This window comes from Megasphaera paucivorans (genome assembly GCF_900103535.1).
In the GTDB taxonomy this organism is placed as follows: Bacteria; Bacillota; Negativicutes; order Veillonellales; family Megasphaeraceae; genus Megasphaera_A; species Megasphaera_A paucivorans.
The window spans coordinates 15,453-41,074 of sequence record NZ_FNHQ01000018.1 but is presented as its reverse complement, the minus strand read 5'-3'; the positions used below and the strand labels follow the sequence as shown (position 1 = coordinate 41,074).

The window sequence follows — 25,622 nt, the reverse complement described above, 5'->3', positions numbered from 1 at the left end:
TTACCAGCCTCCTTTCAAAGCATACATTGCTAGGAATATGCACGCACCTAGGAGCGCTCCAACAAGAGATCCGTTCACGCGAATCATCTGCAAGTCATACCAAACTTTATCTTGCAGCTGTATTGCCAAAACTTGGCTGTCATATTTCATAATTTCCTGCTCTGCTGTAGCCCCAAACCAAGTTTGAAGCCGCTTCAGCGATTTAACTGCCATAGCGAGAACAGCCCGGTTCATTTGTTCAACGGAAGTATCCATTTGACGCCATTTTTCCAATCGCTCAACTGTATAATCCGCCGCTATATGACACAAACGATACTGACGCGATGGATTTTTAATATAACGCAACCAAGATTCACTTAAATCTGGGCGGGATACTATATAATCAAACAACATCATCTTATAACTTTCTACTCGACTTTGCCACTCTTTATTCATTTCCAGCCGTTCCGCCTGCTGCCACAGAAATTGCATGGCTTTGCGCCGATAGGCAGAGTCAGGACGTTTTGTTTCTTCCAATACCTCAATAAATTTTCCCTGTAATACTCCGGCAACATGTTCCGGACTAAAAAGTTCACTGGATAACGCCGCTTTGATGACAAGCGCATAAACAAAATTTCGTTTTTCATACTGACGCAGTGATTCACGATAAATTTCACCTAAATAAACTTTTGCTGTATCACTTTTTGTCGTCGTTTCCAGTGTCATAAGCAAAAAGTCCAAAAAGTCCTTACCTGCAGCTCCGGCGAAACTAACTTTTAACGATTCGCTTAACATCGGTGCTATCTCAATTTTTTCAATAGTCTGACGCCCCATACCGGCTGCATTCCGGGCCACTGCCTGCATGTCAATGGTATAAAGAAAAGTATTAAGCATTTGTCCCAAAATTTGTTCAGCGGATCTGAACCCCTTTTCACTATGAAGGTAATCTAACACCGCATCGAGAACAGGATGACTTTTTAACACATTATACATATTAGGAACTGTCAATATTTCACATTCAATCATATGCCTTGCTGTTTCCGCTATTCTTTCCTTACTTCGCGGAATAAGCGCTGTCTTAAAAGAAATTCCCAACGGTTTCTTAAATAAAGCAGTTACCGCGTACCAGTCCGCAAGTCCGCCAATTAAAGCCGCTCCTGCTAAATGTGTTAGTAACCCGCCCGCAAATAGGTCTCGGAACGGATATGACAAAAGCAACACAATAGCAGCAATTATCAATATATAATTGGCTACATGGCTGCGGCTTTGTTTTGTGATCTCCAATTGATCCATTTATGTATTCCTCCTCCGGCTATACGCCAGACATTAATATCTATCAACGCGATATGGTTAAAGTAAAATAGTGATAGAATTGCCGCCTTCCCGCGGAATCCAAAGCGGCACATCATCGTGTTTAGCTTGAAAATCAATAGACGGCTGCCACGGCGTTCCAAAATAATGCATAGGAACCAAACATTTTGTAATCTTTACTTTATCAAGAAACCCCAAAATTCCCCATTCACGTGCCGCTTCCAATCGTGCATCTACCGGAAAAAAAGCTACATCTATAACTTGTCCTTCCAAATGGGACATTTCTTTATCATACATTTCCTTGGCCGCCGCGTTATTGCTATCTGTATCTCCCATCCAATGCCACCAATTCAAATCACCGGCATGAAAGATACGGCTGCCGTCTGTCTCCACCATGAAGGACCCACCTTCGTCTGTTGAACCGTATTGTGTAATGTTAACTCCGTCAATAGATATTGTATCATATATATCCAAAGGATGCAGTTTATCTGCTGCAACTTGTTTCAATTTCACATCCTTGTTTACAATATATTGTGCTGTTTGCTGTTCAAAATCAGCAATATGCTTATTAAAATGATCTCCATGCCAATGACTTACAAAAAACCACAGCGGTTTTGTACCGACTGCATAGGACGAAACAATTCCTGCCGGATCTTGATAATAATCAAATACAAGCACCTTGCTTTCTGTTTCTACTGTAAATCCACTATGATTTAAATAGCTCAACTTCAACGCTGCCGCCATTTGCCATCTCCTCCTTATTTAGTTTAAACTTTCTATTAAACGACTTTTTAAAATAAAAATACATTTTAATCATTATGTATTCCATTTTATTATATTTTTCTTAAAACTAAAAACAATACTGTTTTATCATAATAAGAAGCCGTTTCCTCATCAATCAGAAGAGCTGTTTCCATAGCCTCTTCCGCACAAAGGTAACGGCGCACGTGTATTCTTTCTTTTATTTCTCATCGAGCAGCACGATTCCAATCGTTGTTACCCATCTCGAAAGTTGTCTAACTGATAAAAAACAATTCGTAAGATATTTCCACCATGCTGTATGTTTTGTCCCAATTCACATTCCAACTACGAACTTCATTACATATCTATAAATTTTATTTTTTCATATTCTCTTATATTATACCGTAGTCCCTGGCTTATTTCAATTACTCACCTTCATGTTGATTATCATATTACACACACACTATACCGAACAAAATCATTGAAATTTATATAAAAATATTTCAATCCCTATTGACAAAAAAAAAATTAAAGTGTATGATATCAATCAATATAAAAATGCAATGATCAAAACAAGTACACGCATGCCCCCGTTTGACAGAAAATGTAAGCCACCGGCTGAGAGCTTACACCCAGACGAAGTCCGTGGAATGCCTTTGAGAGCAGAACAGCTGAAATATAAGTAGGCTGCTTCCGGTTACCGCCGTTATTGGATTTGAGGGGCAGCGTATTTATATGTTGCAATCAGAGTGGAACCGCGATCCATCGTCTCTGTTTAGAGATGATGGATTTTTTGTTATATAAATGGAGGTTGTATCTATGTTAAGACAAGTACGTAACGATATACGCGTCATCAAAAACCGAGATCCAGCTGCTAAAAATAATTTAGAAATAATTTTATGCTATTCCGGCCTGCATGCTATTTGGAATCACCGTATTGCTCATTTTTTCTATACACATCATTGGTTTGTTATCGCTCGCGTCATTTCTACTATTAGTCGTTTTCTAACGGGTATAGAAATTCATCCGGGAGCACAAATCGGTGAAGGCTTATTTATTGACCACGGTATGGGTACCGTTATCGGTGAAACAACGATCATCGGCAAAAATGTTTCTCTTTATCAAGGAGTAACGCTAGGCGGTACCGGTAAGGAAAAAGGGAAAAGACATCCTACGATTGGTAATTATGCAGTCATTGCCTGCGGTGCCAAAGTACTTGGCTCTTTTACCGTTGGTGAAGGAGCTAAAATTGGAGCGGGCTCTGTGGTTCTTCATGAAGTTCCTCCCTATTCAACAGTGGTCGGTATCCCCGGACACATTGTTGTTCAAAAAGGAAAACGTCTACAAGCACATCATACAGAACAAGATATTGATTTAAATCATAATCGCCTTCCCGATCCTATAGAAGATCAAATTACAGCGCTAAAACAACAAGTTGCCCTGCTCCAAAACCGCCTTGATGCCATAGACGATACTTCTGATATGCATCTTACATTACATAAACAAGCATAATTTACTATGTTTTTCTTATACGAAAGGAAATCCATGGTAAGTCGATATAAGCATAAACTATACTGTTTTTGTATTCTTTTTAGTTATAACAAGGAGGCTTATATGTTACCTGTATTTACATATTTATGGGTATTTCGATGTAGTAGATACTCTTATAAAACAACACTTTATTTTTAATGGATAAATTCCAGAAAGGATCTGAATATTATGGGAAAAATTTATAAAAATGTAGTAGAATTAATTGGTCACACCCCCTTGTTAGAACCGGTTCGATATAATGCAGAATCCGGAATAACCGCAAAAATAGTAGTCAAACTAGAATACTTAAATCCCGCAGGCTCTGTCAAAGATCGAATTGCCAAAGCCATGATTGAAGATGCCGAACAAAAAGGTATTTTAGGAAAAAACGCAGTAATTATTGAACCAACCAGCGGCAATACGGGTATCGGTCTTGCATCTGTCGCCGCCGCAAAAGGCTATCGAGCAATCTTTACCATGCCGGAAACCATGAGCATTGAACGCCGCAATTTAATGTCTGCCTATGGTGCCGAAATCGTTCTTACTGAAGGCCCAAAAGGAATGCAGGGTGCGGTTGATAAAGCAGAAGAATTAGCAAATACCATCCCCAACAGTTTTATTCCAGGACAATTTACCAATCCGGTCAATCCTGCTGCCCACAGAGAAACTACGGGACCTGAAATATATGAAGACACAAATGGTGAAGTCGATATCTTTTTAGCCGGTGTCGGAACGGGTGGTACGTTATCGGGTATTGGCGAATATTTAAAAGATAAAAAGCCTTCTGTACAAATCATTGCAGTTGAACCAGCAGATTCTCCGCTTTTATCCGAAGGGCATGCGGGACCTCATAAAATTCAAGGGATTGGCGCCAATTTCATTCCCAAAACCTTAAACACCTCTATTTACGATGACATTTTCACAATTACCACAGAACAGGCGTATGCAACGGCTAATATTTTTGCCAAACACGAAGGTATTCTCATTGGTATTTCTTCTGGTGCAGCGCTCTATGCCGCAACAGAACTTGCCAAAAAACCGGAGAACGCGGGTAAAACAATAGTTGCACTTCTTCCTGATACGGGAGATCGCTATCTCACAACACCTGGATTCCTGGTACCCGAAAAGAAGTAAGGGGAATTGACCACTACTTCTTTTCCCATACATCATCTGGCAAAGATAAAATATATTTCCATTCCGCATTAATGGCTCCTGCCATCATCTGCTTTCCCTGCGGATCAAGATGTAATCCATCCAACGCTAAGTAGGTAAATAAATTCCCATCTGTGTCTGCCATTCCCGGTGTAATGTCAATATGAATCTGCGTGCGGATCCAAGCATTTACTATTGCCACCCGCTGCTGCCAATCTTCTGCCGTATCTTGATCAAACGCTTTCTTGATATTGGCAGGATTGATTGGCGGTATTGTTAAAAACACGGGTTTTATATCATGATCCAGGCACGCCTCCTTGACTTTCTTCATGTCGTAAATCACCGAATAAGGCGATTCTCCCGCTCGCAAGCTATTAGAACCCATAAGAATAATCAAATATTTCGGATGAAAAGGTAATACATCCCGTTCAAAACGCTCCGCTGTCATATTGCTAGTATCGCCGCTTTGCGCTAAATTGATAGTAGGAAAATCAAGATAGTACTGATAACTGAACGCCCAGTCACTTGGCGAATAAGAAATACTGCCGCCGCCATGACTAATACTATCTCCCAGTGTTGCTACATCATAATTATCTTCCGGACTCGTCTTAAAGGGAACTGCATCAGAATACACGCCTACAGTATGCCCTACATTATCTATACCGCGGACACGCCAATATAAAACCGCATCTGATACTCGGGATTTAGGGTCATATTTTTCTGAACTTTCACATGTAAGCGAGTCTATCCGATGAACGGAGGGTTCCGTACCGTTAGGATTTTCTGGTGCTGCATCCAAAATTTCTATCTCATATTTCTCCGTGTCAGGAATAGGTATCCAGTCATAGACAGGATACAAGAGAACCGTTCCATTCCCTTGATTATAATAAGATAAAGTCGCCGGCTTTTCAACTATTGGCAATGTCCGATCCACATATACTGGTTCAACATCAGAATAATCGCTTACCCCGTTGCCATCTAAATCAATTCCCCGAACACGCCAATAAAATACATCTCCATCAAACTCTTTCGGAAGGTGAAACATGTATCCGGTTACATACACTCGTTTTGTTGGCATAATGGGTTCATATGAATCCTGTTCATCTTCGTTTTTTTTCAAAATATCAACTTCATATGCTACAGCCGTATCAATGCGAGACCATTGTAAAAGCGGCATCAAAGAACTTTTCTCCGGAGTTTGTGCCATAACTTGCGGTTTTACCTGCTGTAAATCCGATGACACTAATTTATTGCTGACTTCATAGGTCTTGCGCACTTTTTCCATAGGCGGTGATATAATATGGTGCTGCACCGTTCCCGGCCGAGCCAAAGAAAGAAAAGCAAAACTTACGGTGAAACAAAATAAAAACATCGTAATATATGCGACTCTTCTCATATTTACCGCCTCCTTGCAGAAAATTTCACTTAGGTAAAATCACTTATATATTGTATAGCGTAAAGATAAGTTAATGTCAAGTGTTTTTAAACAAGCCGTTACATAAATGATGCTATAAATCATTTATGCAACGGCTTATTACTCATCCCGCAACATGTTCGGATCTTTCTGCTGCCGGTATTGACGTATTCTTATTTTTTAACGTTTCTTTTTTCTTTTCCTTATAACCATGCGTTTTAAGCCATTCTTCTTGTAATGAAGAAATTTTATTTTCATTCAGCATATCTGCCTTGGCATATAAAGCCAATTTTAAATTCTTTATAATAGATGCTTGGTCATCTCCTGCTGCACAAGTCATAATGGTTGTCCCATTAACAACAATATCACTGCCATCCCGTAATATATTCCATTGCCAGTCCGCTGCTTTAGAAGTTGAACGCACTTGAGGTACATCCTTTTGCACCGCTTCACCATAAACTTCATGTGTCAGCCGCGCCAAATTTCCCGCAACAAGATATGCACGACGGCAGGAGGAATATTCTCCAAAAGAAATAGGAGTCACAACAGGAAGCGCATTAACATATACTGTCGCTCCACCAACTTGAACGCGATTTCCCGACCACCGTGTCATCCGATTTCCTAATCGTTCAATACGATTCGACATTTTAGGATGATTATTGGGACTGATAACACGTTTCCATCCTTCCGTATATAGATTCCCGTATTTTTCATAAATCAGTACCATGGATGCCGGTGCTCCACCTACATTGTATTGTGTATTTTTCAAAATATTAAATCCCGTTGCATCCGCTTCTTTTTCCTGATCCATGGTAATTACTTCATTGTCAATGTAATTTACTGCAAGACCGCCAAATAAAATATCCAGCAAGTCTCCATTACCGCCAAAAGCCAAATCTACCGCCGTCGATACGGCTATTCCTTTAAGGATGCCGTTAACAGCATGACGATGTTCACCATGTCCCATTTCATGGCATAAAGTAAACGCCAATTCAGAATCAGTAAGAGCATTCATCATACCCTGATTAATAGAAATAACTCCGCCGATAGTTTCAAATGCATTCATATCCTGTGAAGGGTTAACATACATTTTATAGTCTCTTTTGATCATACCCGTTTTCATCAAATTTGCATGGATATTATCTAATCGCTGATTGGCTGCCTCATCATGAGACACACCTGTTTTTTTCTGCGTTTCTGCCAGCATTTGATTTTGCCTGCCGGCATCCAATTGAACCAGCTGTTGTTTTACAATAACCATAGCCATTGTACCGTATGCCAGTATCTGCCAAGAATTAGCCGCCATCGCTGCTCCCACAGGAACGGTTATCAATGAGACACTGACAAGAAGGGTCCCAATCCACTTTTTGCATCGTTTCATGTTGCCATCTCCTTAAACCCGTTCTTGTTCCTCAACCCGGCATATACAATTTTTATACAATTGCTCTTTCTTCTTTCGCGGCCATTGTTTAATCAGTCGTTCCCAATGCATTGCATCATGTCTAGTAGAAAAAGCTGCACACCAGACAAGCTGCACCGGCCGCCGAGATCTGGTATATTTGGCCCCCATCCCGTTGTTATGTACAGTCACGCGTTTTTTTACATCCAGTGTCCAGCCAGTGTAAAGGGTATTATCGGCACAGAGCACCATATATGTATAGTACATCATATGCACATCTTCCTCTGTTTATAATGTATCCTTTATTTCCAATGATTCAATGACTACCTTATTTATGGGACGGTCAAATTGATCCGTGGGAACATTGCTTAATGCCTGCACTACATCATAATTATCAATAACCTGACCAAATATAGCATGATGATTTTGAAGCCAAGGAGTCGAAACGACGGTAATAAAAAATTGTGAACCGCCAGTATTGGGACCTGCATTAGCCATCGCCAGCACCCCCGGTTCATTAAAAGTTAATCCTGGCCCAAATTCATCTTCAATGACATACCCGGGGCCGCCACGTCCAGTTCCTTCCGGATCACCGCCTTGGATCATAAATTCTGAAATAATGCGATGAAATATTGTACCATTATAAAATCCTGATTCTGCTAATTTTTTAAAATTCTCTACCGTTGCCGGTGCTGCTTCTGGAAATAACTCTACTGAAAAATCGCCGTTATTCGTATGAAAAACAGCATATAATGCATTCTTTTGTTCTGCCATATATATTTCCTCCTTTTATTGTATACATATATATATCCTGTGTTTTGTTGATAATAAACTATATATATACTTCATAATACCAGTATACTAAATATTTTATTTTTTTTAAACTCTTTTACTGTTTTTAAATTTTTTTCTTTTTGTTACATATACAACATACCTAATAAAAAATTCATTCTATAATAAGTTCATAAAAGGATCGGCGGGGTATTAATTCCCGCAACGCATATGCTATTGTTTTTAAGAAAGGAGTCTTTATTATGAAATTTAAAGTTAATGAAAATTGCATTGGCTGCGGCCTTTGCGCCAATACCTGTCCTGACGTTTTTTCTATGACCGAAGAAGGTATCGCTGTTGCTGTTGCGGAAGACGTTGCAGCTTCAGTGGAAAACTCCGCCCAAGATGCTTTAACAAGCTGTCCTGCCGGAGCAATTGAAGAAATGTAACAAAGGAGCTAAACAATGGAAACAAATTATATCAAAAATCTTTCTCATGAAATGGTTCTCTCTCTAGCTGATCAGGTTACCGTATCTCCCGGCCAGATTGTCAGCCGAACATTAGCACAAAATAAAGCCGTCAGTATGACCTTGTTTGCCTTTGCACAAGGTGAAGAAATCAGTACGCATGAATCTACAGGTGATGCTATGATTACTGTGCTAAGTGGAACCGGTCGTTTTATCGTTGGAGAAAAAGAACATATTGTACATACCGGAGAAACCCTGGTTATGCCGGCTAAAATTCCTCATGCCGTTTATGCGGTGGATGATTTTAAAATGATATTAATTGTAGTGTTCCCATTTTAAGGTGAAATTTATAGGAGGTATTCTAAATGGAAAAACAAATGTTTTGTTTTCAATGTGAACAAACAATGGGAGGTACTGGATGCACTGGACGTGCCGGTATGTGCGGAAAGTCTGCTCCCGCGGCTAAATTGCAAGATGAATTAACAGGTGCACTCATAGGATTAGCACGTACCGCCGCAGCAAATGCCCCTACAAGCAAAACAAATCGCATTATTTTAGAAGGTTTATTTACCACTATTACAAATGTAAATTTTGATGTCGCTACCATCCAGTTGATGATCGATAAAGTAAATGCAGAAAAAGATACTATTTCTCCAAATAGTGACGTCAATTATGATGTTGAACAAATTTGGAACGACAATGAAGACGTCCGTTCTCTGAAGTCTCTTATTTTATTTGGCATTCGCGGCATTGCTGCATATGCTTACCATGCCCTTATGCTGGACTATACCGATAAAGAAGTCGATGCATTTTTCTTAAAAGCATTAACTGCTTTGGGAGAAAACTGGGGCATGAATGAACTGCTTCCTATTGTCATGGAAACGGGAAAAGCAAATCTTGCCTGCATGGAATTACTTGACAAAGCCAACACCGAAACTTATGGTACCCCGCAACCTACCTCTGTTCCCCTGACTATTGAAAAAGGCCCCTTTATTGTCATCAGCGGTCATGATCTTCATGACTTAAAACTTCTTTTGGATCAAACAAACGGCAAGGGCATTAATATTTATACTCATGGTGAAATGCTGCCGGCTCATGCATATCCACTGCTTAAGAAATATCCTCATCTAAAAGGTAACTTTGGTACAGCTTGGCAAAATCAACAAAAAGAATTTGATAATATTCCTGGCCCTATTCTCTTTACTACTAATTGTCTTATGCCGGTTCGCAGTAGTTATGCTGACCGTGTATTTACAACCGAGGTGGTATCTTACCCTGAAATAGTTCACATTGATGATACTAAAGATTATACACCTGTTATTGAAAAAGCATTAGAACTTGGTGGTTATGCAGAAGCACAACATTTTACAGGCATCAATGGAGGCGCCACCGTCATGACAGGATTTGGCCATGGCACTGTTCTTGCTGTTGCCGATACGGTTGTTGATGCAGTGAAAGCGGGTGCTATCCGCCACTTCTTCCTTGTAGGCGGCTGCGACGGAGCTCGCCCCGGACGCAACTATTACACAGATTTTGTCAAAAAAGCGCCTGCCGATACAGTAATTCTTACATTGGCCTGCGGCAAATATCGTTTTAATGATCTCGATCTTGGCACTATCGGTGGTTTACCGCGTATTATGGATATGGGGCAATGCAACGACGCTTACAGTGCAATTAAAGTCGCAATTGCACTTGCCAAAGCATTTAACTGCAGTGTCAACGACTTGCCGCTTTCTCTCGTTCTTTCCTGGTATGAACAAAAAGCAGTTTGTATCCTTTTGACACTGCTGTATCTAGGTATCCAAAATATATACCTTGGTCCCACATTACCAGCATTTGTATCACCTAATGTATTGAGTTATCTTGTAGAAAATTTCCATCTTACACCTATTACTACTCCGGAAGAAGATTTGAAAAAAATTCTAGGATAAATAATAACGAAATATACATCAAATATTAAAAAACCAAACAACCGGCAGCTAGTATTTTTATTAGCCGCCGGTTGTTTGGTTTCAAATCAATCATTTTCAAAGGGCATCCATTTTCCTGAGATTATCTAGCATTGGTAACTCCGCGGTAAATCGTACCACGAGTACCATCAACAGTAACAACTTCACCATTTTTCAACTTCGATACAGCATCTTTAGCCCCCACAACACAAGGAACACCTAACGTCAATGCAGCTACCGCTGACGGACTGGTAAGGCCTTCTTCCTCCGAAATGAGTGCACCTGCACGGCTTATATATTTCATATATCCCGTTTCAGCTGATTTAATCACCAAAATACAACCATCCTCAAAGGTATCTGCCAGCTCTGTTTCATCAGACGCTACACAAACCTTTCCTACTGATGTTTTTTTACCCAACCCTGTTCCGCGTAATACAACATCGCCTACAATTTGGACACGAACCATATTAGTGGTTCCTTCGATACCCACTGGAACTCCTGCCGTCAACACTACAAGGTCCCCTGTTTTTATTAAATCATTATTTAACGCTGCATATATCGCTTTATCTACCAATTCATCTGAATCAGCCGCTTTTTCTCCTAAAACTGGCTGAATTCCCCAATTCAACAGTAAGCGTCGAACAATATGCTTGTGTGGTGATACAGCAATAATAGGGCATGCCGGACGATACTTAGATATAATCTGCGCTGTGCCACCTTTTTCGGTTGAAGCAATAATTGCGGCTGCGTGAAGATTATCTGCAATAGTAACCGTTGCTCTGCCAATAGAATCCGTCGTAGAGGTGCCTCCTGCGGAAGCTGCAAGTCGTGTTTCCTGTGGCACAAAATGACTTTCCGTAAACAATGCCACTCGTTCCATCGTTTGAACAGCAGCTGCTGGATAGGATCCCCCTGCAGTTTCTCCACTTAACATAATGGCATCCGTTCCATCTATAATAGCATTTGCTACATCACTGGTTTCCGCACGAGTCGGACGCGGATTGGTGCACATAGATTCAAGCATCTGTGTCGCTGTTATTACTGGTTTTCCTGCTGCATGGCATTTGTTGATAAGCATTTTTTGCAGCATAGGCACTTCTTCAGCTGGTACTTCTACACCCAAGTCTCCGCGAGCTACCATTAATCCATCAGACATTTTAATTATTTCATCTATGTTTTGTACGGCCGCCTGACATTCAATCTTAGATATGATCTGCATGTGATTGCCATGTTTTTCCAATATTTTACGGATAGAGACGACATCTTCTCCTCGTTGAATAAAAGAAGCCGCTATAAAATCCATATCCTTGGAAATACCAAATTCTATGTCCTTGATATCTGTATCTGATACCGCGGGGAGATTGATTGCTACACCTGGAACAGCAACACGCTTGCGATCACTCATCTTTCCTTTATTCAAAATCTTTGTATGGATATCGTCGCCTTCAACACGGATGACTTCTAAATTAACCAATCCATCAGACAACAAGATATGATCTCCCACTTTTACTTCTTTGGGAAGATTTTTATAAGACATGGATGCAATTGTTTCTGTCCCTTTTACATCTCTGGCTGTAAGTATAAATTCTTTACCTGCTTCCATCTGAATAGATCCATTTTCAAAAAGTCCCAAGCGAATTTCTGGTCCCTTTGTATCCAGCATAAGTGCCACCGGAACTCCTGTACGTTTCGAAGCCGCACGAACTCCATCTATTCTTGCTTTATGTTCTTCATGTGAACCATGAGAAAAATTGAATCGAGCCACATTCATGCCGGATCGAAGCATATCATCCAAAATTTCCGGGCTGTCAGAACTTGGTCCTAGTGTACATACAATTTTTGTCTTTTTCAACATAGCATATCTCCTCACTTCTCATTTATTAAATAATTCCGGCTTATCCACCAACGCAGTAAGCAATATCCGAGCACTTGTCACATTAGTAGCAACCGGAACTGAATGAACATCACAAAGACGCAGAAATGCCGAAACGTCCGGTTCATGCGGCTGTGCCGTTAATGGATCTCGTAAAAATATAACGGCTAAAACCAAATCAGAAGCAATCATCGCTCCTATTTGCTGATCACCGCCAATAGGACCGGACTGCATACGTTTCACAGAAAGTCCCGTGACGTCACAAATACGTTTTCCCGTAGTACCTGTTCCTACAAGTGGATACTTGGACAATACCTGAGAATACTCTTTTGCTAATCGCACAATATCATCCTTTTTGGCATCATGAGCAATAAGAGCAACATATTTTTCCATAATCTGCCTCCTTATTTAAAACATGCACAACATAGTCATAGCAATAATCCGTTCCGGTAGGTTCGTTTTTTGTCCCAGTTTAAAAAACAACATATACAATCACCATAGACTATTTTTAGTCTATAGTGATTGTATCGTATCTAACTTTTTTATGCAATGGTATGGATACCAAATAAAGGCAAAACCCTATCGTTGATTTTTATGCTACAATATAAAAAATTTCAATACCATTCATTAATGTAGCAAGAACAAGCAGGAAAGATTTTATCCAACTGCCGTATTGATGCATCACTGCCAGATAATTTATCATAATATACAAGTTCCGCTGCTGACATCGCACCAAAAACGAGCAAAGCTAATGCTCCAATTCCCATTTTCATAGAAACCTCCGCATTTGCTATGGGAACCACCTTTCCTTTTCCGTTTACTACTCGTAAAGAAAACATGCCGTTATTCCATGATGCGAGAGTATCCTCTATGGAAAACTGAACTTCAGTCTGAACATCAACTGGATATGATATAGACGACAAAATACCGCAGACGTCAACAATACGTCCCGCCATAAATGGCATCGTTTCATGCCCTGTACGTCCATCCGGATACAATCGGTATGACTGGTCCTGTATGCCTTCATTCCACTGGACTTCTTTACCTTGAGAGCGATGGTTATACATGTATCCTAATAATCCTTTTTTACCTTTATAGGAGGTATATACAAATTCTCCACAGTGAATAGTTGGATCCCCTAACTGGTAAAACAAATAGCCTATAGGACGTGCACCCTCAAATACTACAGCAATATTACCTTCAGCCAATTGTCCTTCAATATGGCATCGCCAAGACAATTCATCCCGTACCGCATATCCAGATAATTTACTGGTATATACATCATAAACAGCAGCCAACAGTTCCCACTGGTCAGGAGTAGTAATCATGCCATAATGAACCGTACGATCTGAAAGAGGCCGCAGCATATCTAATGACATTGTCTCCCGCCATTGATGACAATATAATTCATAGCCATATGGTTGGTAAAATCCCGCTTTAGAAGGCATCAAAATATTCACATAATGACCGCGCCGCCTCATTTCCTCGAGTGCTGCCGACAATAATTTCCCGCCTACTCCGCCGCGCCTTGCTGCCGGGTGCGTTGCCAAACCTACTATATACGATGTAGCGATATTCTGTCCCCGCAAACGTATTGTATACGGATTTAAGTGTGTCAGACAAGCCATCTGTTCCTTTATAAAACCCATTAATACATTATTCGGTTTATAACAGCGAGAAAAATACCATTGAAAAAAAGGATCATTTTTTGGTTCAAAGCAATATGCCCATAGATTTTCTACAATTTCCCGATCTTCAAGACTAGCTAAACGGAATTCCATAACTATACCTTTCTGCTATACGTCAGCTAATGTAACATCATATTTTTCGATAAATCGCACAGGATTATACGATTCTTTTGATTTTCGTAAACCAGGGATGCCCATATCTTCTTCTCGGTTAATATATTTCGTGTGACTCCAAGCATGTCGGACAAATTCATAATTAATTGCTTGGTATAGTCCGCGCATAGCCGGATCACTTTTTTCAAAATGAATAATCGCAGTATCATCGTTAAGCATTTCTCCGATAGAAAATGCAACGACCTTATTAAACACACAAATAGCTCCGCCTGTCGGCTGCAGCATGCTCCAATTTTCAAATACTGTCTGAATAGCATGCCTTTCAGCATCAAGCTCCGAATCACCTTCATCATGTTCATCGTACCAGGTGCGCTCAGCATCTAAACAGGCATCAAATAAATTTTCAGTAATGGGAACATACTCATATCCCATATATTGATTACGAAAATGATTCAAATTATTTTTCTTCTGCCTAAACTTCTTCCCAGACAAATTAATGAGATCCTGCGTCAAATACACATATTCATAATTATCTCGATCTGGCTCAATATGATAACAGTCCGGGCAAAGCTCCTGTATACGCTGCACTACTTCAGGAACAACGCCTTTCATAAGAAAAGGATATCCATGTTCAGAAAACCATTCCTTCATACGGTCTAGCCCTTTGACAAAACTCCCGTCCTTACGAGCAAAAGGTGGCAGCCAAAACTGTTTTTTCCCGCGTCCAGAACGAATATACATTACATTATCTTCTTCAGTCCATTGTATTTCATACGGTTTCTGCCAAGCGAACAACGTCATAAAGGTTGAATCAGCCTGTTCATACCGTTTTTGATGAAAATAATCCTCGATAACGGGTTTATCTTCCAATCTTAATTCTCTAAATTCTATGATAAGGACTCCCCCTTAAAATTCAAAATCGCGAAACATACGGATTTCCTTTTATATAAAACCGCCAAGGAAAATATTTTCCCTTCACAGCATAATCAATATTGATGCGTGTTGAACGGCACGTACAAATTCGCCTTGCATTATTTGGTTCTATAACATACAATTCATCTCCGCAGAGATCCAGTTTATTCTGCCTCAAATCAATATTCAAAGCTTGACACAATTTACCAGGCCCATTTGTTAAATTTTTACATAGTGACGATACCCCTCGATTTTTCAACATTTCATCCAACCCGGAAACCGGCTCAACTGCACGAATCAGTACCGCCTGTGCATCTCCTTTTGATCCCGTAACAATATTCATGCAGCAGTACCTGCCATAAATCAAGTAAACGTAACTCCATCCTCCTGCCCAAAACATAGGTTCTGTTCGAGAGGTAAGACCACGAAAAGCATGTGAACCATCATCCGGCTGCCGACGATACATTCCTCCATATGCTTCAGTTTCCACAATACGCCCTGCCAGTATTTTTTCTCCTATCTTATGGACAAGATACCGTCCCAGCAAGGCCGGTGCTATATCACGCGCCGCCGCAGTATATGCGTGCTGCGGCCATTTATCTTCTATCATGATTTTTTACGGTAGCCCAGCGAATATGAAATTTCATAAGCATACTGTCCCATGGTAAATAACATTTTTTGCCGTATAGAATCATAAAATCTCATAGACGGTCCGGCAACTGTCAACGAGGCTATAACTTGACTTTCAAAATTAAAAACCGGTACGGCCAGAGCAAATAAGCCATGTTCACTTTCATCTTGTGTAACAGCATATCCGTTATGCCGAATTTGTGAAAATTCTGATTCTGATAAATTTCCATATTGCAAAATAACCCGATTTCGTTCTTCTTTATTGCACCATGCCAATAATACTTTGCCTGCCGCACCTTTATAAATAGGCAGCGATTCTCCAATCGGAATAACTCTCCGAAGCGAGTGTGTACTTTCCACATGATCTAAACAAATACGATTATCCCCTTCTGCAATATAAATACTGGCTGTTTCATTAAAAAGCTGCTGCAGCCGCCGCAAATAGGGTTTAGCTAAGGTAACAACATTCTCTGTCCAATGAGAAGAATATCCAAGTGCCAGCGCTTTAGGTCCTAAACGGTACTGCTTGGAGGTTTCATTACGAGTTAAATACTGCCGCCGCTCCAGCGTATTAACAATACGAAAAGCTGTAGATGTATTTAGGTGCGTATGGGCCGCGATTTCCTTTAATGTCATTCCGGTATTGCATTCCACAAATATATCCAAAACGTCTAGACTTTTTTCCAATGACTTCAATAAACTGTTCTGCCGATCTAATTGCCCTGGTTCCATCGTCTTCAATGTATTCACCTGCTTTGCTAAAAGCTATGCCATTTTAAAACGTTACGTCGTCACTTTCATACCAATTTCTAACGATTGCGGCGGATCTGCAACAACACGTTCTCCATCCTTAAGACCATCAAGTACAACAACACGACCCGCTTCTTCATCGCCAGTAAGAATAGATCGAACATCCGCCAATCCGCTATCATTTACAATATAAACAAAATCGCCGGAATCCTTTGTTCTAACCGCCGTTTTCGGAATAGTAATCTGTGATACTTCCTGCGGCGTAGATATGCGCACATGATAAAATTCACCCGGGACAAACAAATTTTTATCATTATTAAAAGTAATCTTCGCCATATAACTGCCTGTTGCTGGATCTTTACCCGTTGCCAGATAGGTCAGTTCCCCTGTTTGCGATTCTCCCGAAGGAGCTAATACAGCTACGCTAATAGATCCATTCTGCTTTGCCTTATTTAAGGCCTGAATATATGTCTCAGGAATAGCAAAGGTCGCCACTAACGGAGTCATCTGCTGTACTGTAGCCAAAACCATTCCCGCTACGGCTACTGAAGGATTATCAGAAACTGCGGTTATTCTTCCATCTATGGGAGAATAAATCGTTGTGTTTCCTAACATATCCCGTGCTGCCTGAATAGAGGCTTGCAGCTGAGCAATCCGTTCCCTGTCTATAGCCGGAGCTGCAGATGATCCCGCTGTGCCAGAAGTGCCGGCAGCCGCCTCATTTTCTTTAGACATCATTTGATTATATTCAACTTTAGAAATAGCCCCCATGCGGTACCAGACATCAAGTTTTGCCCGGCGGTCACTACTGTCAGTCTCTCCCGACATATCCCGCGAAGGGGTTGTTCCCATAGATGCTGTCACCAATGCTGATTCAGCAGCTGCTACACTTTGCTGATAGGGAATTTGATCGACTTGAACCAATATCTGTCCCGCCTTAACATCCTGCCCTACTGTCAATGGAACAGATATCAATTTACCTGATAGCTTAGGAACAATATTTGTCATATGAAGAGCCGTCACATTAGCATCCAACGTCAGCGCGACTGGATGATCTGATTTTGTAACTGTCTCTACCTTAGTTTTCACATCATTTCCACAGCCAGAAAGAGCTGACACTGCAATTAAAGCAGTTACAACAAGTACCGTCCATTTTTTAACTTTCACAATATCCCTTCTCTACGTCAAAAAAAAGTAAAATATAACGTCAAGACAGCTACTCCGGGTAAGCCAAAAATACCAATGATAATACCTGTTATCCAAGTAATCGGTACATAATGCAAACCCATAGCACCACCGAATTGATTAATAAAGTATAAGGCAATGAGCCCAATAATAACATTGAAAACCAAATGCCGAACCGGAGCCAGCACAAATTTATTTAAAATCCAAAGAGCGGCAATACCTACACCTATCCAAATATAATCCATCAGGCACCTCACATTTCCTGCCGATTTGCCACCGCTCCTGCCAGTGTTGCTTCATCAGCATATTCAATGTCTCCTCCCATAGGGAGCCCTCGTGCAATACGGGTCACACGAATGCCCGTAGCCTTAAGAAGACGAGCTAAATATAAAGCCGTAGCCTCTCCTTCGACATCAGGATCCGTAGCCAGTATTATTTCCTGAACTTCCGTATTTTGAAGTCGCTGCAATAGTTCTTTTATACGTAAATCTTCCACTCCGATGCCATCCAACGGTGATAACGCTCCCTGCAAAACATGATATAATCCATGATAATCACCACTGCGTTCAATCGCTGACACATCCTGCGGAGTTTCTACTACGCATATCACCCCATGATCCCGGCGGTCATCACTGCATATAGGACAAGGATCTTGGGATGACAAATTAAAACAAATAGAACAAAAACACATCTTTTGCTTTGCATCCCGTATAGCAGCAATAAATTCTTCTATCTTTTCCGGCGGCTGCTGAACCATATAATAGGCTAGCTTACGAGCAGTTTTTATGCCTATGCCAGGCAAGCGGCGAAATTGTTCCGCCAGTCTATCCAAAGGCGTATCCATCAAAACATCCCCGGCAGTTTCATCCCGCCTGTAATTTTTCCCATTTCCTGCGCCATCATATCATCAACTTTTTGATTAGCCTCATTAACAGCCGCCACTACTAAATCTTCCAGCATATCCACATCTTCCGGGTCAATGATACTGGGATCAATATGAACACTTTCAACCTTTTTTTCCCCATTCATGACAATAGTAAGTACGCCTCCGCCAACAGTAGCTTCTACTGTCCGCGTTTTTAAATCTTCCTGCATTTTTTGCATTTCTTTCTGCATTTTCTGTACTTTTTTCATCATTCCCTGCATATTTCCACCAAACATAGTAATTCCTCCTGTGTTATTATGATTTATTTTCTATATATATATTACAGTCGCCCATTGTTTTTAACAATGGATCCAGCACTGTTCGTGCTTCTTCAGGAACATCTGCCAATTCAACGGGCTGCAGCATTGAAGAATCCGCTTTTTTTTCAATACTTGTTTTCGTTTTCAAGAATGTTGTTTTTTTTTTCTCAAAAACAGCCAATTCACTATCGCCTTCCAAAAAACCCTGCATATGGAGGGTATCGCCGGTAACAAATTTTAATGCTTCGTCTACACATTGACAATAATCTTTTTTGTTGGCGCGTTTAGCCATAAATGCGGTCTTAAAAACCACAATAACATGGCCTTCTCCTATATACACAACTTGCCCTGGCCGCATACAGGATAGAACTGCCCGTTTCTTATTTTTTTCCAGCTCTTCACAAACGCCTTTCCAAATTGTATCATATTCCGTTGAACTATGCGATACCCCGATTGCAGGTGATGTTTCTGCCTTATGGGACGCCGATGCCAAGTGGTCTGATATTGGCGGCTTTTCCTGTGGCATGCTATTGTCAGATGAAATATTTATAACAGATTCTGCCCCTTGCATATCTGTTATATTATTTTCGTCCGGCAGCAGAGGTATCTTATCGTAAGAGCTTATCGGCATATCTGCACCCGATATATGATTTCCTATAACTGCATTTTCTAATTTTGAAATACGATCTAATACAGTCTGAGGTACACGAAAAGCATGTTTTTCTAAGGTTTCCACTCTCTCCGTTAAATCGCTTTGCCAGCCAGACTGTTCGGCCTGTGCGGCCATAAGCAGTCCCATTTCTACCGCTACACGAGGTGTGGGAGATGTCCGTGCCGTAAGCATTGCTTGCTGCAGTACCGACAACACGGCAAATACTTTGCGGGGAGAAACTTGCGTAGCCTGATCCGCCAATTCTGTCATGGAATCTGCATACGCTGACAATGTATCTGACTTTGGTGCTGCCTGATACAGCATAAGCGCCCGCAAGTGAGCCACTAATTCTGTCAAAATAACCCTTGGCTCTTTACCGAGACGGACGATATCATCAACACTTTTGATAATAATGTCTCCTTTTCCCTTAAACACTGCCTCACTTAATGTAAACAGCCACTCTTTTCCAATTAATCCCAGTAAGTTGCGTACTAATGCTTCATTAATGGACTCTGTTGTATTGCTAATGCATTGATCCAACATACTCAACGCATCCCGCATACCTCCATCTGCCTGAACTGCTAAAATATGTGCCGCCCCTTTTGTAAGCATTACATGCTCCTGTTCAGCTATGTACATGAGGCGCTCAGCAATGTCATGACTGGTAATACGTCGAAATTCATATCTCTGACATCGTGAAAGGATCGTCATGGGAATTTTTTCCGGTTCTGTTGTTGCCAAAATAAAAATAACATGTCCCGGCGGTTCTTCTAAAGTTTTTAAAAGAGCATTAAAGGCTTCTGTTGTCAACATATGCACTTCGTCAATAATGTATATTTTTTTATGACCTTCAGCCGGCATAAACTTAATCGTTTCCCGAAGTGTCCTAATATCTTCAATACTGCGGTTTGAAGCTGCATCAATTTCCACCACATCCAATGACTCTCCATTTGTAATATGGCGGCAAACTTCACATGTATTGCAAGGATGTGAAGTAGGTCCTTCAACGCAATTCATCGCTTTAGCAAAAATTTTTGCAGTACTGGTCTTACCTGTACCACGAGGTCCGGAAAACAGATAGGCATGTGCTACTTTATCTGTATCAATAGCTTTTTGTAAAGTTTCCGTAATATGTTGTTGTCCTACTACATCTTCAAACAGCGCAGGGCGCCATTTACGATACAACGCAATATATGCCATATTTCTTCCTCCATAGCAAAAAAAGCAGCTAACCGCTGCTTTTCCACCAACTAAAAAGTACTCGTGTATGATAACCCGCCAGGTACCCTCGTGGCACATAAGAATTTCTACTTATCGCTGCTTCCTTTCGGACCTGACGAGGTTCATAGTTTCCTATTGCACGAGCCCCGGCGGATTACCACACACCAATACTCTTGTTAAGTTAGCTATGTAATTATAGCCCAAAAACAAAAAAATATCAAGCTTTTTACCATATGAAAACAGCAATGCCAGCCTTAACCTTATATAAGACTGGCACACAAAAAAACAAAGATATCCTTACTAGATAGTTATTTTAATGAATCGAATCCATAAATTGTATATACTCGGCTTTTGTCATGCGAGGTTTATATTCAGCAAGAATATCTTCTACACCTTGCGCATCATCATATAACAAATCGATTAGTGTCATTGCCATTACCTGTGTCGCTTTGATATAAGCCGTACGCGGATCCACCAATTCGTATTCGGCACTGTGCAGTGCCCCGTGAATACATCCCACCCATGGATGTATAACCGGCATAAGTTGAGAAACATCTCCCATATCAGTACTGGCTGCGTCATGCGGTGGATATTCAATATGATTCATACCGAAAATAGTATGACAATTTTTTTCCAACAGCGTTGTCATTTCTTTATTCTGGAATAATGGCAGATATCCCGGCAAATTATGAATATCGCACGTTGCACCTACCGCATCGGCACCGGCTTTCAATGCCCGATCAATACGCACATTATAATGTACCAAAGCTTCGGCTGACGCAGCCCTAACATAACTTTCCATCCGTACATAATCCGGTACAACATTAACTAAATCTCCACCACTGTTAATAATAGGATGAAAACGCACATAATCCTGTTCACGAAAGGTTTCTCGTAATGCATTGACTCCCATAATGCCCAGCATCGCAGCGTTCAGCGCATTAATCCCTAAATGAGGTGCTGCCGCAGCATGCGCTGCCTTGCCATGATAATCTATAAGTTTACTAATAAAACCGCTGCTGGAACCGCCGATTTGAATAGACCCTGACGAATCGGCAGTGGTAGTAACATGCATCTGCATTGCTGCATCAATGTCATCAAACCCGCCCTGCTGAATAATCTCTTCCTTACCACCTAAATATTTTATTTTACCATGTTCACGCAATGTATTGCGATATTCAATTTCTATACATTCTTCTGCCGGTACTGCAAAAAATACAACATCGCCGCCTAAATGAGCCATTGCCCCTGTATCACGGAAAGCCATTGCAACACCTAGCATGTCAGAAATTTGAACATAATGGCCACAACAATGCGCCGCTCCTGTATTTTCGTCAGCAGATGGATGACTCCGGCAAATAATCGAATCCATTTCTCCCAATACCGCAATCGTTTTCTTAGAAGTATTGCCTTTCAAACGTGCTTTTACACCCGTAATTCCCCATCCTGTCGTATATGGAATATTAAGTTTTTCAAATGCAGATTGTACCTTAGCTGAGGTTTTTACTTCCTTATACCCCAATTCAGGTTCCGTAAAAACGGACTGACCAAAATTCATAATATCATCAGCCCGTTTTTCCACCGCATCACATATACGTTGCTTTAATTCTTCTTTTGTCATACTATCAACCTCTTTTAATTAAAAAATACCTTCCAAGTGAAGCATGATTTCTGCCATAATTGTTGCACAAATAAAAGAACCTGAAGCAACCATTAAAGCAACGGGAACAATACGCCATGACAATCTCTTGAAAGCAGGAATATCTTTTCCCAAAGACAAGCCGCCATATGCTAATATAGGCGTCGTCGTAGCCAAGAAATTAATATGATTGGTCTGATCCACAATCCAGGCAGTACCCGGGATTTCCGGAACAGAACAGATAACCGCTAAAATAGATACCCAGAAAACAATCGGAAGTTTCTTCAAACCCGGCAAATGTGCAATGCAAATGCCAATAAAAGCAATGACAACTAACAACGCTGATCCTGTAAAATCGGCAATCGGATTTCCCTTATACCCGACACTATTGGCAACAATACCAAGAACACCTGTAATACAAAGAATAAATAAGCAATCCAATAATGTTTCTTTAACTTTATTTTCTTTATCTTTCGTATCTTCTATTAATTCAGTTACACTCGCAGCATTTTCATCAACAATTTGATTTTCCAATGTTTCCTGCCGGTTTAATTCATTTGTATCAGTTATTTCCGCTACTTCTTCCTGCCGCTTGCGGCCAGTTACAAAATCGTACACTTTAACGGTAACAGGCAAAGAAACAAATAAAGCAAAATAAATTCCCAAAACAGAAGTCATCAAATTAGCCGCCCCTGCATAAGCAGTAATTTTCTGGGCTTCTTCAGGAAAAACAGCAACAATCGAACCTACGGAGGCTGCCATCATACTGGCACTACCAATGCCGCCTCCCATAGCCAGCGCATATGGATGGAAAAGACCCGTACGTGCAATAATTCCTGCCAGTACAGAAATCCATAATGCACCAAACAAAGTCCCGCAAATATACATTCCCATAACGCCGCGGCCTTCTGGAGAAAAGATTCCATATTTTTCTGCAATGATTGCTACATTTGCTTCTCGGTCAATTGAATAGCACGCTCCTATTGCTTCACGTCCCATTTTCAAAAATAAAGCCATAGGCAGACCAAAAATAAGTGTTCCAAAAAAATGTCCAAATTCCTGCATAATAAGTGCCATACCTGAGTTCATCAGCATATGCAGATTAGGGCCAATGCCTAATCCAATTTTTACAATAAGATATAACATAGCAACTGGCATAAATTCGCCAGCACGTTCCATCATTTTATCACTCATAATATGAAAAGACGGATAACTGATAATACCTCCCAAAACTAATGCGTAAAACAGCGGCAGGAAAACAACAAGTCCAAATTTTTGAATACCTACAAAATCTGCCACAACAACGATACATAAAGCAAATAAATGAATCCGCCAATTTCTAATTAAATCCATTTTCTTTCCTCCCTATTAAAAGAAAAAATTTTAAATAAATTACGTTAATATATGTAAATTATATGTTAATATATTACTATATTTTTATTATCACAACAAGTTATTTACATCACAATAAAAATATTTTAATTACATATCTGTAAAATATGTTAATAATTTTTTCCCAAATAAGTTAAAATTTGCCGTAATACGTCTGGTAATATCCGTGATACACTAGAAATATGAACGCGTTCCGTTCTACAGTGCAAGTCTTTCCCCCAAGGGCCTAATAATATAAACGGAATCCGAATATCTGATAAAGCTTGCCAATCAAATTGATATGCCGATCCCCATAAAGGCATGTTATCTTGACAAGCAGTGCCCTCCAAAGTGGACTCCAATCCGCAATAACTGCAATCAGAAACTCCGGTAAAATACGGATCAAAACGAACGGGCAGGCAATTTGTTACTGCCTGCAATACAGCACGGAAACTCTTATCTCCCATATTTCTGCTATCTACTGCCGGATAAAAAGGCGGGGCAAAACCCATAACAACGACTGGTTCTCTTTCTTCCAAAAAATCCAAAATCTGTGCCATTAAATCAATAGTGACGGCGGGATAGTTTCCCCCTTGTTTCAATTTTTCTGTTTCTATGTACTGCAATGTATTATAAAATGTAAAAAAACCAGGTATATGTTTTGCCTTATTTAATAATTCTTCGTAAGACAATACAGGTACTTCATATTGTACTCTCGCTTGGGCTAAAGCTGCTTTTATACTAGCTTGCGTTTCTTTTTTTAGAATACCCAGCACTTCTTCCGGTGTTTTTTTAAAAGTTAGAAAACTAGCATAGGCCGACGCCCGCCAAGGCAAAGAAAAATCATATTGTTTTTTTTCATCCCGCAGATACATCCAAGATGGCGGCGGCGTACTTTCACCCTCACATTGATCTGCCAAATTCCAATTTCCCTCCGTACGCGAAACAAGACGAGCTAAAATACCTAATGGATTTACTCCTTCAGCATATTTGCTGATATGCACTGCTTTTCCCTGCACGAGAACAACCGGCAATACTTTTCCTACAGATCCTGTATACGCAATTAGATTATTTTGTTCTTTATGGTTAGGTTCACAATTTACTAAAAGGCGATATTGCAGATTTCGTTCTTTTTGCAGTTGCTGCAAAAAAGGCAGTGCTGATCGCATCCCAGCTGAATAAGATTCTTCATCAGGTACCGATAAAAACAATAAACTCATATTTTCAGGATGGGCTGCATATTCTTCAAAAACCGTCAGTTGAGCTGCAATTCCCCCTTTCATATCACAGGCCCCTCGGCCAAAAAGCCATTCATTGCTATCTAAATCTGTTTCTGTTTCTAAATCAATTTCACTATGGTGTAATTTTTCTGCCAATATTTCCGGAGAAAACGCATACGGTGCAAGTTTGCCATATGCTTCGCACCCGACCACATCATGATGATTCATAAAAATAAGGGTATCCGCTCTTCTTCCTTCAATAAAACCATATACTATGGAACGTCCAAGCGAATCATTACTGACTGGCAGAGAGCCACACCATACATTTTCCTTTATCTCCGACAAAACATGCAGCAAATATACCTCCATCGCTTGTTCTTTTTCCGTCGCAGTTTCACTATCGATAGTTATCATTTGGTGCAATAATTCCAATACGCGTTTCTCTCTATCCATACCCTCACTCCTATAT

The 25,622-nt window shown here is 40.4% G+C and carries 25 protein-coding genes, 1 other RNA gene and 1 other annotated feature; of the genes, 5 read left to right on the top strand and 21 right to left on the bottom strand.

All coding sequences use genetic code 11. From position 1 onward, the window contains the following. A complete protein-coding gene (locus BLR11_RS09070; protein ID WP_091651002.1) occupies positions 1-1,272 on the bottom strand; it encodes a DUF445 domain-containing protein in 1,272 nt (423 codons plus the stop codon). A gap of 57 nt (positions 1,273-1,329) precedes the next feature. Beyond that, positions 1,330-2,034 carry an MBL fold metallo-hydrolase gene (locus BLR11_RS09065; protein WP_091650997.1) on the bottom strand — a complete coding sequence of 235 codons (705 nt, stop codon included), beginning with the start codon at positions 2,032-2,034 and terminating at the stop codon, positions 1,330-1,332. Between the two features lie 551 nt (positions 2,035-2,585). Continuing rightward, positions 2,586-2,807: a binding site (T-box leader), on the top strand. Between the two features lie 43 nt (positions 2,808-2,850). Between BLR11_RS09065 and cysE the strand changes: the two genes are divergently transcribed. Both cysE and cysK read left to right on the top strand, forming a co-directional pair. After that, positions 2,851-3,543, top strand: a complete 693-nt coding sequence (gene cysE, locus BLR11_RS09060) for a serine O-acetyltransferase (protein WP_091650994.1) — start codon at positions 2,851-2,853, stop codon at positions 3,541-3,543. A gap of 207 nt (positions 3,544-3,750) precedes the next feature. After that, positions 3,751-4,695, top strand: a complete 945-nt coding sequence (cysK, locus tag BLR11_RS09055; protein ID WP_091650993.1) for a cysteine synthase A — start codon at positions 3,751-3,753, stop codon at positions 4,693-4,695. Between the two features lie 13 nt (positions 4,696-4,708). On the opposite strand, the gene BLR11_RS09050 is transcribed toward cysK, so the two are convergent. The 4 genes from BLR11_RS09050 to BLR11_RS09035 all read right to left on the bottom strand — a co-directional run bounded on the left by BLR11_RS09050 (position 4,709) and on the right by BLR11_RS09035 (position 8,300). Next, entirely contained in the window at positions 4,709-6,109 is a 1,401-nt protein-coding gene (locus tag BLR11_RS09050) for an SGNH/GDSL hydrolase family protein (RefSeq protein WP_245675126.1), read from the bottom strand. A 142-nt stretch (positions 6,110-6,251) separates the two neighbouring features. Beyond that, a complete protein-coding gene (locus BLR11_RS09045) occupies positions 6,252-7,508 on the bottom strand; it encodes a M48 family metallopeptidase (protein ID WP_091650989.1) in 1,257 nt (418 codons plus the stop codon). A 12-nt stretch (positions 7,509-7,520) separates the two neighbouring features. Further along, entirely contained in the window at positions 7,521-7,796 is a 276-nt protein-coding gene (locus BLR11_RS09040) for a GIY-YIG nuclease family protein (RefSeq protein ID WP_091650988.1), read from the bottom strand. 18 nt (positions 7,797-7,814) lie between these two features. Further along, complete coding sequence (locus tag BLR11_RS09035) at positions 7,815-8,300, bottom strand: peptidylprolyl isomerase (protein WP_091650985.1); 486 nt, start codon at positions 8,298-8,300, stop codon at positions 7,815-7,817. Positions 8,301-8,560: 260 nt separating this feature from the next. Between BLR11_RS09035 and BLR11_RS09030 the strand changes: the two genes are divergently transcribed. From BLR11_RS09030 to hcp, 3 genes are read left to right on the top strand one after another with little or no spacing between them, the layout of a single operon-like run. Further along, complete coding sequence (locus BLR11_RS09030; RefSeq protein ID WP_091650982.1) at positions 8,561-8,746, top strand: ferredoxin; 186 nt, start codon at positions 8,561-8,563, stop codon at positions 8,744-8,746. A gap of 15 nt (positions 8,747-8,761) precedes the next feature. Further along, positions 8,762-9,103 (top strand): cupin domain-containing protein, encoded by a 342-nt coding sequence (locus tag BLR11_RS09025; RefSeq protein ID WP_091650979.1) that lies wholly within the window; start codon positions 8,762-8,764, stop codon positions 9,101-9,103. A gap of 26 nt (positions 9,104-9,129) precedes the next feature. Then, positions 9,130-10,695, top strand: coding sequence for a hydroxylamine reductase (hcp, locus tag BLR11_RS09020; protein ID WP_091650975.1), 1,566 nt, complete (start codon positions 9,130-9,132; stop codon positions 10,693-10,695). Positions 10,696-10,816: 121 nt separating this feature from the next. Here the strand turns inward: hcp and pyk are convergent, their stop codons facing one another. From pyk to BLR11_RS08945, 15 genes are all read right to left on the bottom strand, one after another. Beyond that, on the bottom strand, positions 10,817-12,568 hold the full coding sequence (gene pyk / locus BLR11_RS09015) for a pyruvate kinase (protein ID WP_091650973.1): 1,752 nt from the start codon (positions 12,566-12,568) through the stop codon (positions 10,817-10,819). A gap of 18 nt (positions 12,569-12,586) precedes the next feature. Next, entirely contained in the window at positions 12,587-12,979 is a 393-nt protein-coding gene (gene mgsA / locus BLR11_RS09010; RefSeq protein WP_091650971.1) for a methylglyoxal synthase, read from the bottom strand. A gap of 221 nt (positions 12,980-13,200) precedes the next feature. After that, positions 13,201-14,367, bottom strand: coding sequence for a GNAT family N-acetyltransferase (locus tag BLR11_RS09005; protein ID WP_091650968.1), 1,167 nt, complete (start codon positions 14,365-14,367; stop codon positions 13,201-13,203). A 15-nt stretch (positions 14,368-14,382) separates the two neighbouring features. Next, positions 14,383-15,258, bottom strand: coding sequence for a DUF2156 domain-containing protein (locus BLR11_RS09000; protein WP_091650966.1), 876 nt, complete (start codon positions 15,256-15,258; stop codon positions 14,383-14,385). Positions 15,259-15,301: 43 nt separating this feature from the next. After that, a complete protein-coding gene (locus BLR11_RS08995) occupies positions 15,302-15,910 on the bottom strand; it encodes a DNA-3-methyladenine glycosylase (RefSeq protein WP_091650964.1) in 609 nt (202 codons plus the stop codon). Continuing rightward, complete coding sequence (locus tag BLR11_RS08990) at positions 15,907-16,662, bottom strand: IclR family transcriptional regulator (protein WP_091651039.1); 756 nt, start codon at positions 16,660-16,662, stop codon at positions 15,907-15,909. Before BLR11_RS08990 ends, BLR11_RS08995 begins: the two co-directional genes overlap by 4 nt. 51 nt (positions 16,663-16,713) lie before the next feature. Further along, positions 16,714-17,847 carry an efflux RND transporter periplasmic adaptor subunit gene (locus BLR11_RS08985; protein ID WP_091650961.1) on the bottom strand — a complete coding sequence of 378 codons (1,134 nt, stop codon included), beginning with the start codon at positions 17,845-17,847 and terminating at the stop codon, positions 16,714-16,716. 17 nt (positions 17,848-17,864) lie between these two features. After that, positions 17,865-18,110, bottom strand: coding sequence for a pro-sigmaK processing inhibitor BofA family protein (locus tag BLR11_RS08980; RefSeq protein WP_091650958.1), 246 nt, complete (start codon positions 18,108-18,110; stop codon positions 17,865-17,867). Positions 18,111-18,118: 8 nt separating this feature from the next. Beyond that, complete coding sequence (gene recR / locus BLR11_RS08975) at positions 18,119-18,709, bottom strand: recombination mediator RecR (protein WP_091650955.1); 591 nt, start codon at positions 18,707-18,709, stop codon at positions 18,119-18,121. After that, complete coding sequence (locus BLR11_RS08970) at positions 18,709-19,026, bottom strand: YbaB/EbfC family nucleoid-associated protein (protein ID WP_091650952.1); 318 nt, start codon at positions 19,024-19,026, stop codon at positions 18,709-18,711. The genes recR and BLR11_RS08970 overlap by 1 nt, the downstream gene beginning before the upstream one ends. A gap of 19 nt (positions 19,027-19,045) precedes the next feature. Further along, entirely contained in the window at positions 19,046-20,902 is a 1,857-nt protein-coding gene (gene dnaX, locus BLR11_RS08965) for a DNA polymerase III subunit gamma/tau (RefSeq protein ID WP_091650950.1), read from the bottom strand. A 41-nt stretch (positions 20,903-20,943) separates the two neighbouring features. After that, positions 20,944-21,162: signal recognition particle sRNA large type (gene ffs / locus BLR11_RS08960), an RNA gene on the bottom strand. Between the two features lie 74 nt (positions 21,163-21,236). Continuing rightward, positions 21,237-22,544: an amidohydrolase gene (locus BLR11_RS08955; RefSeq protein WP_091650947.1), complete on the bottom strand. Its 1,308-nt coding sequence runs from the start codon at positions 22,542-22,544 to the stop codon at positions 21,237-21,239. An 18-nt stretch (positions 22,545-22,562) separates the two neighbouring features. Continuing rightward, positions 22,563-23,915 (bottom strand): DUF3100 domain-containing protein, encoded by a 1,353-nt coding sequence (locus BLR11_RS14480; protein WP_091650944.1) that lies wholly within the window; start codon positions 23,913-23,915, stop codon positions 22,563-22,565. 149 nt (positions 23,916-24,064) lie between these two features. Beyond that, positions 24,065-25,606 carry a M20/M25/M40 family metallo-hydrolase gene (locus BLR11_RS08945; protein WP_245675125.1) on the bottom strand — a complete coding sequence of 514 codons (1,542 nt, stop codon included), beginning with the start codon at positions 25,604-25,606 and terminating at the stop codon, positions 24,065-24,067. Between the last annotated feature and the right edge of the window lie 16 nt (positions 25,607-25,622).

Coding starts and splice junctions, on each gene's coding strand:
- BLR11_RS09070 (WP_091651002.1), bottom strand. CDS start 1,272: ATGGATCAATTGGAGATCACAAAACAAAGCCGCAGCCATGTAGCCAAT.
- BLR11_RS09065 (WP_091650997.1), bottom strand. CDS start 2,034: ATGGCGGCAGCGTTGAAGTTGAGCTATTTAAATCATAGTGGATTTACA.
- cysE (WP_091650994.1), top strand. CDS start 2,851: ATGTTAAGACAAGTACGTAACGATATACGCGTCATCAAAAACCGAGAT.
- cysK (WP_091650993.1), top strand. CDS start 3,751: ATGGGAAAAATTTATAAAAATGTAGTAGAATTAATTGGTCACACCCCC.
- BLR11_RS09050 (WP_245675126.1), bottom strand. CDS start 6,109: ATGAGAAGAGTCGCATATATTACGATGTTTTTATTTTGTTTCACCGTA.
- BLR11_RS09045 (WP_091650989.1), bottom strand. CDS start 7,508: ATGAAACGATGCAAAAAGTGGATTGGGACCCTTCTTGTCAGTGTCTCA.
- BLR11_RS09040 (WP_091650988.1), bottom strand. CDS start 7,796: ATGATGTACTATACATATATGGTGCTCTGTGCCGATAATACCCTTTAC.
- BLR11_RS09035 (WP_091650985.1), bottom strand. CDS start 8,300: ATGGCAGAACAAAAGAATGCATTATATGCTGTTTTTCATACGAATAAC.
- BLR11_RS09030 (WP_091650982.1), top strand. CDS start 8,561: ATGAAATTTAAAGTTAATGAAAATTGCATTGGCTGCGGCCTTTGCGCC.
- BLR11_RS09025 (WP_091650979.1), top strand. CDS start 8,762: ATGGAAACAAATTATATCAAAAATCTTTCTCATGAAATGGTTCTCTCT.
- hcp (WP_091650975.1), top strand. CDS start 9,130: ATGGAAAAACAAATGTTTTGTTTTCAATGTGAACAAACAATGGGAGGT.
- pyk (WP_091650973.1), bottom strand. CDS start 12,568: ATGTTGAAAAAGACAAAAATTGTATGTACACTAGGACCAAGTTCTGAC.
- mgsA (WP_091650971.1), bottom strand. CDS start 12,979: ATGGAAAAATATGTTGCTCTTATTGCTCATGATGCCAAAAAGGATGAT.
- BLR11_RS09005 (WP_091650968.1), bottom strand. CDS start 14,367: ATGGAATTCCGTTTAGCTAGTCTTGAAGATCGGGAAATTGTAGAAAAT.
- BLR11_RS08995 (WP_091650964.1), bottom strand. CDS start 15,910: ATGATAGAAGATAAATGGCCGCAGCACGCATATACTGCGGCGGCGCGT.
- BLR11_RS08990 (WP_091651039.1), bottom strand. CDS start 16,662: ATGGAACCAGGGCAATTAGATCGGCAGAACAGTTTATTGAAGTCATTG.
- BLR11_RS08980 (WP_091650958.1), bottom strand. CDS start 18,110: ATGGATTATATTTGGATAGGTGTAGGTATTGCCGCTCTTTGGATTTTA.
- recR (WP_091650955.1), bottom strand. CDS start 18,709: ATGGATACGCCTTTGGATAGACTGGCGGAACAATTTCGCCGCTTGCCT.
- BLR11_RS08970 (WP_091650952.1), bottom strand. CDS start 19,026: ATGTTTGGTGGAAATATGCAGGGAATGATGAAAAAAGTACAGAAAATG.
- dnaX (WP_091650950.1), bottom strand. CDS start 20,902: ATGGCATATATTGCGTTGTATCGTAAATGGCGCCCTGCGCTGTTTGAA.
- BLR11_RS08955 (WP_091650947.1), bottom strand. CDS start 22,544: ATGACAAAAGAAGAATTAAAGCAACGTATATGTGATGCGGTGGAAAAA.
- BLR11_RS14480 (WP_091650944.1), bottom strand. CDS start 23,915: ATGGATTTAATTAGAAATTGGCGGATTCATTTATTTGCTTTATGTATC.
- BLR11_RS08945 (WP_245675125.1), bottom strand. CDS start 25,606: ATGGATAGAGAGAAACGCGTATTGGAATTATTGCACCAAATGATAACT.